General features: G+C 38.6%; 12 protein-coding genes. 11 read left to right on the top strand and 1 reads right to left on the bottom strand.

All coding sequences use genetic code 11. The features are described from left to right. Window positions 1-19 precede the first annotated feature (19 nt). The 11 genes from K3248_RS02490 (at window position 20) to truB (ending at window position 12,388) form a co-directional block, all read left to right on the top strand. Window positions 20-1,039, top strand: a complete 1,020-nt coding sequence (locus tag K3248_RS02490) for a hemolysin family protein (RefSeq protein ID WP_220716782.1) — start codon at window positions 20-22, stop codon at window positions 1,037-1,039. Next, window positions 1,002-2,636, top strand: a complete 1,635-nt coding sequence (gene lnt / locus K3248_RS02485) for an apolipoprotein N-acyltransferase (protein WP_220716781.1) — start codon at window positions 1,002-1,004, stop codon at window positions 2,634-2,636. Before K3248_RS02490 ends, lnt begins: the two co-directional genes overlap by 38 nt. Before the next feature lie 147 nt (window positions 2,637-2,783). Continuing rightward, window positions 2,784-3,197: a helix-turn-helix domain-containing protein gene (locus K3248_RS02480; protein WP_220716780.1), complete on the top strand. Its 414-nt coding sequence runs from the start codon at window positions 2,784-2,786 to the stop codon at window positions 3,195-3,197. Between the two features lie 127 nt (window positions 3,198-3,324). After that, window positions 3,325-4,593, top strand: coding sequence for a methionine adenosyltransferase (gene metK / locus K3248_RS02475; protein WP_220716779.1), 1,269 nt, complete (start codon window positions 3,325-3,327; stop codon window positions 4,591-4,593). Beyond that, window positions 4,590-5,291: a tRNA (guanine(46)-N(7))-methyltransferase TrmB gene (locus K3248_RS02470; RefSeq protein ID WP_220716778.1), complete on the top strand. Its 702-nt coding sequence runs from the start codon at window positions 4,590-4,592 to the stop codon at window positions 5,289-5,291. The genes metK and K3248_RS02470 overlap by 4 nt, the downstream gene beginning before the upstream one ends. 137 nt (window positions 5,292-5,428) lie before the next feature. Further along, the gene (gene rimP / locus K3248_RS02465; RefSeq protein WP_220716777.1) at window positions 5,429-6,040 is read left to right on the top strand and encodes a ribosome maturation factor RimP; all 612 of its coding nucleotides are present in this window, start codon (window positions 5,429-5,431) and stop codon (window positions 6,038-6,040) included. Window positions 6,041-6,104: 64 nt separating this feature from the next. After that, on the top strand, window positions 6,105-7,736 hold the full coding sequence (gene nusA / locus K3248_RS02460; RefSeq protein WP_220716776.1) for a transcription termination factor NusA: 1,632 nt from the start codon (window positions 6,105-6,107) through the stop codon (window positions 7,734-7,736). Next, entirely contained in the window at window positions 7,737-8,372 is a 636-nt protein-coding gene (locus K3248_RS02455; RefSeq protein WP_220716775.1) for an RNA-binding protein, read from the top strand. Continuing rightward, on the top strand, window positions 8,369-10,891 hold the full coding sequence (gene infB / locus K3248_RS02450; RefSeq protein WP_220716774.1) for a translation initiation factor IF-2: 2,523 nt from the start codon (window positions 8,369-8,371) through the stop codon (window positions 10,889-10,891). Before K3248_RS02455 ends, infB begins: the two co-directional genes overlap by 4 nt. A gap of 126 nt (window positions 10,892-11,017) precedes the next feature. After that, window positions 11,018-11,425 carry a 30S ribosome-binding factor RbfA gene (rbfA, locus tag K3248_RS02445; RefSeq protein ID WP_220716773.1) on the top strand — a complete coding sequence of 136 codons (408 nt, stop codon included), beginning with the start codon at window positions 11,018-11,020 and terminating at the stop codon, window positions 11,423-11,425. A 3-nt stretch (window positions 11,426-11,428) separates the two neighbouring features. Then, window positions 11,429-12,388, top strand: coding sequence for a tRNA pseudouridine(55) synthase TruB (gene truB / locus K3248_RS02440; RefSeq protein ID WP_220716772.1), 960 nt, complete (start codon window positions 11,429-11,431; stop codon window positions 12,386-12,388). A gap of 100 nt (window positions 12,389-12,488) precedes the next feature. Here the strand turns inward: truB and K3248_RS02435 are convergent, their stop codons facing one another. Continuing rightward, window positions 12,489-14,117 carry an MFS transporter gene (locus tag K3248_RS02435; protein WP_220716771.1) on the bottom strand — a complete coding sequence of 543 codons (1,629 nt, stop codon included), beginning with the start codon at window positions 14,115-14,117 and terminating at the stop codon, window positions 12,489-12,491. Between the last annotated feature and the right edge of the window lie 87 nt (window positions 14,118-14,204).

Genomic DNA, 14,204 nt, shown 5'->3' with positions numbered 1-14,204 from the left:
TTTAGAAGATTTCAAAACCATGACAAATAAAGTAAATACGCAAAATAACGGTCAAACATCTTCTAATATTGAAAAGTATTCTTCTCAACAGGAAAATCCTACAGAAAGATGTTCCTTGATAAATCACTTATTTTCATTCTTACGTGGGCGCAATTCTACATCACTACGTGATGACCTTACTGTTGCACTCACTGCTGATCATGAAAAAGATACAGCTCCCTTTTCACCTGAAGAACGTACTATGCTCCATAATATCTTACACTTGCGTGAAGCGCGTATTGATGATGTTATGATTCCACGTTCTGAAATCGAAGCATTGGAAATCAATACTCCTCTTGGAGAAGCCCTTAATTGTTTTGCAAAAATTGGGCACTCTCGCATACCTGTTTATGCTGAAACCTTAGATGATCCTAGGGGAATGATTCATATCCGCGATATCCTTAACTACATGACACGCTTCATTATACAATCTGTTCAAACAACACAAAAGCCCGATTTGCTCCAGATAAATCATGCAGACTTATATACCCCAATTGGTGAATTGGGGCTGATTCGAACAGTTCTTTTTGTGCCTGGATCCATGCTAGCAAGTAAATTATTAACAAGAATGCAAACCACACGAACACAAATGGCTTTAGTCATTGATGAGCATGGAGGAACAGATGGTTTAGTTTCTATGGAAGATATCGTCGAATTGGTCGTTGGAGATATTGAAGACGAACATGATAATGTCGATAATGCTATCGTACGTGAACCCAATAATAAATGGCTTGTTGACGCAAAAACCGAACTAGAAGATGTAGAAAAAGCTCTTGGTCCTGATTTTATTGTCGGAGAATATGGTGATGAAGTCGATACTATTGGTGGTTTAATTGTCTCCATTCTTGATCGTATTCCTGCAAAAGGTGAAATCATTGAAGCAGTACCTGGCTATCGATTCCGCATTTTAGAAGCAGATAAACGTCGGATTAAGAGATTGCGCATTTTTCGCATTCCAAAAAATGAAAATTTTGAGAAAAATGCCCTCTCTGAAAAATAATCTCACATTTTTAAGTCATATATCACTCTTCTTGTCTTCTGTTACCGGCTGGAAACGACAAATGTGGGTGTTTTTATGTGGTGCATTCACATCCCTTGCGCTTCCACCTTTTTATTTGACACCTCTTTGTTTTTTCACCTTCCCTGTTTTCATTGTTTTACTTGATACAATAAATAGCATTCAAAACACTAAAAAGCGTTTTTTAATCTACGCTTTCAGTTGTGGAAACTTTGGCTTTAGTTATTTTATTTGTAGCCTTTGGTGGCTATGCAATGCTTTATTGACGGACCCTGTCTCTTTTGGCTGGGCGGTACCATTTGCTATTTTGGGTCCTCCTCTTTATCTTTCTTTTTATTGGTTTTTGGCTGGATTTCTTGTAGGGTTGTTATGGACAAAAGGAATAGCGCGCTTTTTTATTCTAGCCTTTGCACTAGGATTAGCAGAATGCTTACGTGCACTCCTTTTCACAGGTTTTCCATGGAATGCTCTTGGGTATACAGCTATGCCAGTACCTATGCTCATGCAATCTGATGCAATTGTCGGGCTTTACGGCATGAATATTCTTGCGGTCTTAGTCTACAGTTTACCTACTGTTTTATTAACAGATGAAAAAAAGAAAACTGCACTTTTTCTTTGCTTATCACTAATACTTCTGCATAGTGGTTTTGGATTTTATCGTCTCAATAGTATACCTAGTGTAATCAATGAACATAAAAGTCGCTATTGGGTGCGCATTGTTCAGCCTTCTATCCCACAAAACATAAAATTAGATGATACAGTACAAAAAACTATTTTTGCAACGCATATGCATCTGAGTGCAACACCAATAACAAACCAAAACCCAGAACCTGACTTTATCATATGGCCTGAAGCATCCATTCCTTACCTGCTCTATGACAACTCTAACATAACAATGCGTATTGCTTCCCTGCTCAAACCCAAACAATGGGCGATTATTGGTGCGATACGTGCTGTGCACGATTCTTCTCATGAACAAACACAATATTTTAATACTATTGCAGCCATTAATGCACAAGGTCATATTTTAAATACTTCTGATAAGACCCACTTAGTTCCTTTTGGGGAGTATCTTCCCTATCAGACTTTATTAAAAAAAATTGGGTTACATATTCTTGCTGACAATATTGGTGGATATAGCGCCGCTAGTGTGCGTAAAACTGTCGTCCTGCCAAATGGATTTTCCTATCTTCCATTGATTTGTTATGAAGTTATATTCCCTAATGAAATGACTTTTGAAGGTCCCTCTCCTCAAGCAATCATTAATGTTACAAATGATGCATGGTTTGGCGTAACACCTGGACCATACCAACATCTTCAACAAGCACAGCTTCGTGCCGTTGAAATGGGAATTCCCCTTATACGTGCAGCCAATAATGGCATATCAGCTATCATTGATTCTTATGGACGAATCGTTGTAGCTCTCCAGCAAAATGTTGTTGGTATTATTGATGCGCAAATTCCATTACCTATTACCCCTTTATGGAGCAATAAGTGGAGAATATTCTCTACTTTTATCTTATTTATTCTTATGCTATTGTGTTATGCTGTTTTTGGGTCTACAAAACAGCTTAAATAATCACATGCCCATGTATAGTATTATGTTGCGCGTACCAGTAACCTTGGGAAAAATTATTACATATTATTTTAATTATATGATAAACCAACCTCATAGTAAAAGTGATGTTGGTTTAGAAGTAAAGTGCTGGAAATAAAGAGTTGCATTATGACCGAAACTAGAAAAAAACCTGATCCTATAGATATCTATGTCGGAACTCGTATTCGTTTACGTCGTAATATTTTAGGACTTACCCAAGAAAAACTAGGTGAAAAATTAGGTATTACATTCCAGCAAATCCAAAAATATGAAAAAGGTACAAACCGTATTGGTGCAAGCCGTCTTCAAGCGATTGCGGAAATTATGGATGTACCCGTTTCCTACTTTTTTGATAAAGGTCTTGCCTCCCAACAAGTAGACGGTTTTGCTGAAAGTGACAGCGATTTTATGGACTTTTGCTCAAGCAGTGAAGGAATACAGCTCATGCGTGCTTTCACAAATATTTCTGATGCTAAAGTGCGTCGAAAAATTATTGATTTGGCAAAAGCTCTTTCTGAGGAAGATTTGACAGACAAGTTCTAAAATAAAAATTATAGCTTTTCGTTTTTACCATATCAATCAATATTGACGATTTGCCATGGGAATGGCAAAGAGTGACGATTTTAGAAAACATTAGTTAAATACTGGTTTTCTTTTTGAAGGAGTTCTTATGCCGCATCAAGATTATTTTTTTACTAGTGAGTCGGTATCGGAAGGACATCCTGATAAGATTTGCGATCGTATTTCCGATGAAATTGTTGATATGGTCTATAGAGAAGCTCAAAAAACTGGTACAGATCCATGGTTAGTACGTGTAGCTTGTGAAACTCTCGTCAGTGTAAATCGTGTTGTTATCGCTGGGGAAGTGCGTGTTCCTGATACACTCTTAAAAAGAAACAAAAATAGGGAATTTGTCTATGATGGAACTGGCTGTCCATTCATTAATCCTGCGCGTTTTCGTGCAGCAGCACGTCGTGCTATTCGTGCAATTGGTTATGAACAAATAGGTTTCCATTGGAAGACTGTCAAAATTGATGTTCTTTTACGTCCTCAATCAACAGATATTGCACGCGGAGTTGATAATGCTATGGATCGACACGGCGAAGAAGGAGCAGGTGATCAGGGCATTATGTTTGGATATGCTTGCCGCGAAACACCAGACCTTATGCCAGCACCAATTTATTATGCACATAAGATTCTAAAACTTCTTGCAGCAGCCCGCCATAAAGGAGAAGGAGAAACCGGAAAATTAGGACCAGACGCTAAAAGCCAGATTACAATACGCTATAAAAATGGAAAACCTATAGAGGTAACATCCATCGTTCTTTCAACACAGCATCTGGATGAAAGTTGGAATTCCGATAAAGTTCGCACAGTAGTTGAACCTTATATTCGCCAAGCTTTGCACGATATTCCTATTTCCGCTCAATGTCATTGGTATATTAATCCAACAGGAAAATTTGTTATTGGTGGTCCTCAAAGCGATGCTGGGCTAACAGGACGTAAAATTATTGTTGATACTTATGGAGGAGCAGCACCTCATGGCGGAGGAGCATTTTCAGGAAAAGACACAACAAAAGTTGATCGTTCAGCAGCCTATGCTGCACGTTATCTAGCTAAGAATATTGTTGCAGCTAACTTAGCAGAACGATGCACCATTCAACTCTCCTATGCAATTGGTATTGCACAACCCTTATCCATTTATCTTAATCTTCATGGAACAGGGAAAGTTGATGAAAATATTATTGAAGCAGCTATTCGTAAAATAATGGATCTTTCACCGACAGGTATCCGAAAACATCTTAATCTCAATAAACCTATTTATACAAAAACAGCTGCCTATGGTCATTTTGGACGTAAGCCAAAGCAGGATGGTTCATTTTCATGGGAAAAAACTGATCTGGTTGAAACACTTCAAAAAATGATTACAGTATCATGATTGATCATAAACTACGTATAAGTGAAGCCTTTTTTGGTCGCCGACAAGGAAAACGGCTACGAAAAAATCAGCTTGCACGTATAGAAAAGCTTCTTCCAGCTCTTAACATTGATTTAAATAATCGTCCCCCTTTAGATCTCACATCTTTATTTTCTAGTAGAGTGAAAGAAGTTCGGCTTGAAATTGGCTTTGGCGGAGGTGAACATTTGCTCCACGAAATGGAACATTTTCCACAAACTGGTTTTATCGGTATCGAGCCTTTTATCAATGGTATAGCAAAAATATTAATGTCTCTTGAACAATGTAAACACCATCAAAGTCACCTTCGTCTTTATAATGATGATGCTACAAACCTCCTTGATTGGCTTCCCAGTGCTTCACTTGATGGAATAGACCTCTTTTATCCCGATCCGTGGCCTAAAAAAAAGCATTGGAAACGACGCTTTATCAATATGAAAAATCTCAACCGTTTTGCTCGCGTTCTTAAAAAAGGCAAAAAATTCCGTTTTGCCAGTGATATTGATAGTTATGTCAATTGGACTCTCTACCATTGTATACACCATAATAATTTTGAATGGGAAGCAGAAAAACCTAAGGACTGGAAGACTCCTTATCCATTATGGTCAGGAACCCGCTATGAAGCGAAAGCTTTACGTGAAGAGCGGATACCTACCTATCTTACTTTCATCAAAATATAGATGATAAAATGCTTTTCTTATAAAAAACTTGAAAAATTGTGAATTTAAGAGTATCAATAGATACATTCTTGATCTTATGGTGAAGAGTGGGCCATGTGGACCCGCTCTTTTTTAATATCATAAAATGGATAAAATGTATGGGTGCAATGGAAAAAATAAGTGATATTAATGAGCCGCGTCTTTTTGAAGAAGATGGCACTGAAGCACAAATTGCTGCTCTCATTACACCATTGCTTACACCATTGGGTTTTCGTTTGGTTCGCGTGAAACTCCTTGGGCAAAATGGTTTAACGCTTCAGATTATGGCTGAACGTGCTGATGGTTCTATGACAATAGAAGATTGCGAAACTATAAGTCGAACGGTTTCCCCCCTTCTTGATGTACAAAATGTTATTGAACGCAAATATCATTTAGAGGTCTCATCTCCTGGAATTGATCGTCCATTGGTAAGAAAATCTGATTTTTTTCATTGGCAGGGACATGTTGCAAAAATTGAAACAAAAATCACTATTGATGGGCGCCGAAAATTTCGTGGAATACTGACAAATATCACTCAAGATGGCTTTACTTTGAATACTGATAAAACTGCTCATGGAGAAGCTATATGTGTCTCTATACCCTTTTGTAATATAACCAATGCCCATTTGGTTCTTACCGATGAACTTATTCATGAAGCTTTGAAAAAAGATAAAGATTTAAGTCAACAACTTATTCTTGGAGAACATTCTAACATTTCAAAAAAAATATAAAATTATAAGAATTCATATCACTGGAATTAATGCCTATCGTGTGGCATAAAAAAGGAGAAAAGCGATGGCTACAAGCGCTAACAGGCTTGAAATTCTGCAAATTGCAGATGCTGTTGCACGTGAAAAGTCAATTGATCGTGAAATTGTCATTTCTGCAATGGCTGATGCTATTCAGAAAGCGGCGCGTTCTCGTTATGGTCAAGAAACAAATATACGTGCTGAAATTAATTCAAAAACAGGTGAAATTAAATTACAGCGCCTGCTCAAAATTGTTGATGTTTTGGAAGATTATACAACTGAAATTACCTTATCTGATGCACTTAAACGTCAAGCAGATGCAAAAATTGGTGATTTTTTTGCTGACCCTTTACCTCCTATGAACTTTGGGCGTATCGCAGCGCAATCTGCTAAACAAGTGATTGTACAAAAGGTGCGCGATGCAGAACGTGACCAACAATATGAAGAATTTAAAAACAAAGTTGGTGAAATTATTTCCGGTACAGTAAAACGTGTAGAATATGGTAATATTATCGTTGATCTAGGACGAGGTGAAGCTATTGTACGCCGCGATGAATTAATTCCGCGTGAATCCTTCCGTTATGGTGATCGTATTCGTGCTTTTGTCAATGATGTGCATCGTGAATCACGCGGTCCACAAATTTTTCTTTCACGCACACATCCTCAATTTATGGTAAAACTTTTTACCATGGAAGTCCCCGAAATCTATGATGGTATTATAGAAATTAAATCCGTTGCTCGTGATCCAGGTTCACGTGCAAAAATTGCCGTTGTTTCACGTGATGGCTCTATTGATCCTGTGGGTGCATGTGTAGGAATGCGAGGAAGTCGTGTACAAGCTGTTGTAACAGAATTACAAGGTGAAAAAATTGACATTATTCCTTGGTCACCAGATGCTGCAACATTTATCGTTAATGCATTACAACCTGCCGAAGTTTCTAAAGTCGTTCTAGATGAAGAGGCAGAACGTATCGAAGTCGTCGTGCCTGATGATCAACTTAGTCTTGCAATTGGACGGCGTGGACAAAATGTTCGTTTAGCTTCACAATTAACAGGATGGAATATTGATATTTTAACAGAACAAGAAGAATCTGAAAATCGTCAAAAAGAATTTAATGAGCGCAGCAAAATGTTCATGGAATCCTTAGATGTTGACGAAATGATCGGGCAAGTTATGGCATCAGAAGGCTTTTCTTCCATTGAAGAAATTGCCTATATTGCTCTTGAAGAAATCGCTTCTATTGATGGTTTCGATCATGAAACTGCTGCTGAAATCCAAAGCCGTGCACGGGAGTATCTTGAACATAAAGAAAAAGAGCTGGATAAAAAGCGTAAAGAGCTCGGTGTCTGTGATGAATTGCGTACACTTCCTGGAATGACAAGTGCTATGTTGGTTGCTATTGGTAAAGATGGAGTGAAAACAATAGAAGATTTTGCGGGTTATGCTATTGATGATTTGGCTGGCTGGAGAGAACGCAAGGAAGGACAAACACAAAATTTTGCTGGTATTCTAACTCCATTTGATATTACACGTGCTGATGCAGAAGCTATGATTTTAGCAGCACGTGTGCAAGTGGGCTGGATAGATCAAGCGGATCTTGTTACAGAAAATCCTATAGAAAATGAAAATTCTGTAGAAGATAAAAAAATAGATAATTTGGATGTGGATACACTTTAAATGAATGAACGGACCTGCATTGTGACAAGAAAAAATGCTTCAGCAAAAATGCTGATCCGTTTTGTTATTGGTCCTAATAATCAAATTGTCCCTGATATTAAAGCCAATTTGCCTGGACGTGGTGTTTGGGTTTCAGCCCGCCATTGTGCTATTGAAAAAGCAGTCAAATTAAAAGCTTTTCATAAAAATTTTAAAACAGATGTTGAGGTTGCGCCAAATCTTGCGCATATTGTTGATAGACTTCTGCTAAATGCTGCTCTTGGAAGCCTCTCCATGGCGCGAAAAGCAGGGGCAATTGTCACGGGAGCAACAAAAGTTGATGCAGCTATTCGCTCTGATCACGTCCTTCTCGTGCTCCATGCCAAAGAAACTACAGAAGATGGGAAACGAAAAATTTTACAAGCTATTCATAAAGTACAACAGCAGACAAATAGGAATATAAAAACTATATCTTTATTTACAAGTGATGAAATGCGTATGGCTTTTGGTACTAATCCTGTAATGCACGCTGCCTTATTAAACAGTAAAGTTGCAGAAGGGTTTCTCAAAACGATACACAAACTGATCGCCTACCGTGATGACAAGCACAGTAAGCTTGGTGAGATGACGGCACAAGCCGTGAAGGAAATACAATGAGTGAAAAAAATAACGACAAAATAACAGTCAAAAGGACATTGACCTTAAAGCGATCAGTCCTAGAAACGAGCACGGTTAAACAAAACTTTAGCCATGGCCGTACAAAGGCTGTGGTTGTCGAGACCAAGCGGCGTAAAATTACACGACCTGATGAAAAAGCTGAAACACAAAAGCCAATTACAAAACCACATGTTGCTCCTCAGCGCTCTAAACCGCGGTTTGAAGATAAAAAGCCAAGTGAACCTGTCTCTAAGAGCAATCTTTCATCTGCTGAAATGGAAGCAAGGCTTCGCGCGTTAGAAGAAGCACATATCCAAGAAAAAATAATGCGTGAACAAGCTGAAGAAGAAGCAAGACGTGCAAAAGAACGTGAAGAAAGTTTGCAGCAAAAAAATCAAGAAATGGAAAAACATCAAGAAGAAGACAGTCTACCAGTACCGCCCCCACCTCTTCCCTCTGATCATTCTCTCATAGAACCGATAGATCTGCCTACCACACCTAAAAATACCCCTGCTCTTGAAAAGCGCAAAGCAGATGAAAATAAGGAAAATGAACGGCATAGTCGGCGTACCAATTCTTCTAAGTCAGAAGTACGTGCACCTAAAGTTATAAAAGGTGCTGATGAACGACGTCGTGGAAAAATCAATCTCAACAGTGCTCTGGATGAAGAAGGTAGTGCACGTGGGCGTTCAATGGCTGCCATGCGCCGTAGACAAGAAAAATTTAAACGTGCGCAAAATCAAGAACCAAGAGAAAAAATTTCTCGCGAAGTTATTCTTCCTGAAACCATTACCATTCAAGAACTTGCGCAGCGTATGACTGAACGCTCCGTTGATGTGATAAAATTTCTAATGAAACAGGGACAAATGATGAAGCCAGGCGATATCATCGATGCCGATGTTGCCGAACTTATCGCAGTGGAATTCGGTCATACTGTAAAGCGTGTCTTAGAATCTGACGTAGAGGAAGGCATCTTTAATATAACTGATAATCCTCAAAAAATGCAGCCACGTCCACCAGTTGTAACAATTATGGGCCATGTTGACCACGGAAAAACCTCTCTGCTTGATGCTATTCGAAAAGCGAATGTTGTTTCTGGTGAAGCAGGTGGTATTACACAACATATTGGTGCTTATCAAGTAGAGCAAAATGGTCAAAAAATTACTTTTATTGATACACCAGGTCATGCTGCTTTTACAGCTATGCGTGCTCGTGGAGCTCGTGTAACAGATATTGCTGTTCTGGTTGTTGCTGCTGATGATAGTGTAATGCCACAAACAATTGAATCAATTAATCACGCCAAAGCTGCTGGTGTTCCAATTATTGTTGCTATCAATAAAATTGATAAACCCGCTGCTGATTCACAAAAAGTACGTACAGAACTTTTACAACATGAAGTATTTGTTGAAACCATGGGTGGAGAAACTTTGGAAGTTGAAGTTTCTGCTAAAACTGGTCAAAATCTTGACAAACTTCTTGAAGCGATCCTCCTTCAAGCTGAAATTCTTGACCTAAAAGCGGATCCAAAGCGAACTGCGGAAGGTGTGGTCATTGAAGCAAAATTGGATCGAGGTCGTGGCTCTGTTGCTACAGTGCTTGTTCAAAAAGGTACACTACATCCTTCTGATATTATTGTTGCTGGCAATGAATGGGGTCGTGTACGTGCTTTAATTGACGATCATGGCCGCCATGTTAAAGAAGCCGTTCCCTCTACACCTATTGAAATTTTAGGTATGCAAGGAACACCACAAGCTGGTGACCGTTTTGCTGTTGTGACCCATGAAGCAAAAGCACGAGAAATTGCTGAATATCGTCAACGATTAGCGCGTGATAAAGCTGTCGCTCGACAAACGGGTTCCCGTGGTTCCCTTGAGCAGATGATGAGCAAATTACAAACCACAGGTATTAAAGAGTTTCCCCTTATAATTAAAGGAGATGTGCAAGGTTCAATTGAAGCAATCGCTTCAGCATTAGAAAAGCTTGGAAATGAAGAGGTTCGTGCACGCATTGTACATTCTGGTGCTGGAGGAATTACTGAAAGTGATATTTCTCTCGCTGAAGCATCTAATTCAGCTGTAATCGGCTTTAATGTTCGTGCTAATAAACAAGCACGTGATTGTGCAAAAACACAAGGAATTGAAATTCGCTATTATAATATCATCTATGATCTTGTTGATGATATAAAAGCTGCTATGTCAGGACTCCTTTCACCAGAGCAGCGTGAAACTTTCCTCGGTAATGCTGAGATTCTTGAAGTCTTTAATATTACAAAAATCGGAAAAGTTGCTGGATGTCGTGTTACAGAAGGAAAAATAGAACGTGGTGCCGGTGTCCGCCTTATTCGTGATAATATTGTTATTCACGAAGGAAAACTTAAAACACTCAAACGCTTTAAAGATGAAGTTAATGAAGTGTCAAGCGGTCAAGAATGTGGAATGGCCTTTGAAAACTACGAAGACATACGTGCAGGAGATATCATTGAAACCTTCCGTATTGAACATATTAATCGCACATTATAAAATTAATCCTGTAACTGTGTACTGTTATAAAATGAGAAAATTATCACATTTTATGTACACTTCTTCTTTTTATCCTTGATAAACTGATCTTTAAAAAAGTTATAAGAAAGAAAAGATAAAATTTTGATGAAAAATATAGGGCCATCACAACGGCAACTCAGAGTAGGAGAGCAAGTACGCCACGCAGTAGCGCATATGCTACAACGTGGTGTTCTGCTTGATAATATCTTAGAGAATATTGTGATTTCTGTCTCTGAAGTACGCATGTCACCAGATTTAAAAATTGCTACCTGCTTTATTTCTCCTCTCAACACTCTTAAAAGCGCATCTCATATTGATGTCGTAAATACTCTCAATAAACATAGCCGTTTTATTCGTGGAGAAATTAGTCATTCATTACGACAAATGAAATATATGCCCGAACTGCGTTTTCGGCTTGATAACAGTTTTGATAATTTTTCAAAAATTGATGCCCTGCTCCGCTCGCCTCAGGTCGCACGTGATCTTCATCATCGTGATAAAATTGAGGATTAAAATATGTCACGGCAACGTAAAAAAAAAGGACGTTCTGTTTCTGGTTGGGTCATATTTGATAAACCAAAGGGAATGCGCTCAACAGAAGCTGTTGCGCAAATCAAAAGGCTCTTTAATGCTCAAAAAGCTGGGCATGCAGGCACGCTTGATCCGCTTGCTTCTGGTCTTTTACCCATTGCATTGGGTGAGGCAACTAAAACCGTTCCTTACGTGATGCAAGGCATAAAAACTTACCGCTTTCATGTTGCTTGGGGAGAAGAACGCTCAACAGATGATCTAGAAGGAGAAGTAACCAAGACATCTCTCAAACGCCCAACACAAGAGGAAATACTTGCTCTTCTTCCTCAATATACAGGCATGATTTTACAAACACCTCCACAATTCTCAGCCATTAAAATTTCTGGTAATCGTGCTTATGATCTAGCACGTGAAGGTGAAACTGTTGAAATTCCACCACGTTACGTAGAAATAGAGACTTTTAAATTAATAGAAACTCCAACAAAAGAATGTTCTATTTTTGAAGTAACCTGCGGAAAAGGAACCTATGTACGTTCTTTAGCACGTGATATGGGACGTAACCTTGGTTGTTATGGACATATTGCTGATTTAAGACGTATTGCAGTAGCACCTTTTTGTGAAAATGATCTCATTACATGGAATGCACTCAAAATGATAGCAACAGATAAAAGTGCAACAAATGACAATGATATGCCCCCAAAAAGAGACTTTGCAACACTTGATAAAATCTTAATTAAAACAGGTGCTGCATTAAATTGTCTTACGCATTATACTCTTAATGAACATCAAGCGCTGCGAGTCAGGAGGGGCAATGTCGTATCCCTTTCTCATCATGATGCATCTCTTGATAAAGATGAGGTTTGTGTTCTTTACAAAGAACAACTTCTTGCTATAGGTATTCTTGAAAAAAATCTGTTTACACCTAAGCGACTTTTCACAATTTGATATGTTTTTTTGCACAAAAGGCTTTTGTAAAAAGATTGTTTTTTGACCTTAACAAAAAGGAAACAGCTTTTTTATGATTTCCCACGTGATTCTTTTTCCTTTAAGGTAATTGCTCTGCAGAAGGCTTTAAATGCATTTCACTGGCATGCGGTATCGTCTGCCGCTCAATCATACGGTGTACTCTTATACCGTTTGGCATACGATTTAAGTGACGTAGAATTTTATTTACCTCTGCATCTGCTTTTATGCGACGATGATTATGGCGTAAATAATCCACCCACGTTGGCATATGATATGCTTCTGTCCAATATTCAGGCCTTTCAAGATCGCGTAAAAGAACCCATTGACGCGCACCATCGCGTAAACGAATATGGCGACGACGTGTCATAACTTTGAGAAACTCTTCAAGATCATTTTCATGGATCTGATAATCGATCATAATCATAATTGGACCACTTCTTGCTTTTAGATCAAGTAAAAGTTCCGGTTCTCTGAAATGATCAAGTGGAGCCAAATCTATTTCAGGAATTTCATGAATTTTAAATTTGAATCCTGCTAGAGCTCCTAGAATTAAGAAAAAGGAACAAATACTCAAAGCAATAGTTGGAGAATAACCATCAGCGAGACCTCCCCAAATTGCGCTTCCAACAGTCATCCCTCCATAAGAGAAGGTTTGATACAAAGCCACAGCACGCGCTACAACCCAGCGTGGTGTAGAAAGTTGTACAGATGTATTAAAAAGTGATAATGCTAGAACCCAACATAAACCAGCAGGAAATAAGGCAATATGGCTTATAATCAACGAATGGCTTATTGCTAAAAAAAAGCAGGAAAAAGCAAAACCAATAAACGCGCTTGCAATGATTGTTTCTGAATGAAAATAATATCGTACCGATGAATTAATAAGGCCAGCTGTCATCGCTCCTAAACCAAAACAACCAAGCAACGTACCATAAAGAAATGCACTTCCCCCAAGAATTTGATGCACAACAACAGGCAAGAGCGCTAAAATCGAAATTGCTCCAATACCAAAAAGAAAAGCTCTAACCATAATATTCAAAAGATTAGGTGACATCGCAACATAACGTACTCCATCTGAAACAGCTCCGAGAAATCTTTCCCGTGGTAATACATTATTTTTATAGTTATGCTTCCATAAAGACAAAGCACTAATTAAAGGAATATAACTGATTGCATTGAATAAAAAAGCCGCAGCCACCCCCAGAGCTGCAATGATTGCCCCACCAATAGCAGGGCCAACACTGCGCATTAAATTAAAGCCCACACTGTTCAAACTCACAGCAGAAGAAATATTTTCTCTGCTTACAATGTCCCCTATCGTTGCCTGCCAAGAAGGATTATAAAAGGCCGTTCCGCAACCAATCAAAAATGTAAAGCCTAATAAAAGCCAAGGTGTTAAAACCTCCATATAAGCCAAAATAGCTAAACTCACGGATAAAAACATCATCATAAGCTGCGCGTACAACATAATTTGACGCCTGTTAAAATTATCAGCTAATGCCCCAGCCATTAAAGAAAACATCACAAGTGGTAGTGTCGTAGCACTTTGAACAAGCCCTACCATAGAATGCGAAGAACTAATCAATGCCATTAACCATCCTGCTCCTACAGCTTGTATAAGCCCTCCTAAATTAGACATGAGGGTGGACGCCCATAAATTTCGAAATACCGAATTACGAAAAAGTTCAAATGTTGAAATGCTTTGCATCTTTTGCCTCCAAATCAATATTTACCGCTTTTGTTACTACATATACACTTTGTACAGCAGTCATCTTTGTATCAAAAGGATGCATAA

It is taken from the genome of Bartonella raoultii (genome assembly GCF_019659805.1).
Lineage (GTDB): Bacteria > Pseudomonadota > Alphaproteobacteria > Rhizobiales > Rhizobiaceae > Bartonella > Bartonella raoultii.
Note: the sequence above shows the minus strand (reverse complement) of the source record. Positions and strands in the feature narration are given on the sequence as shown.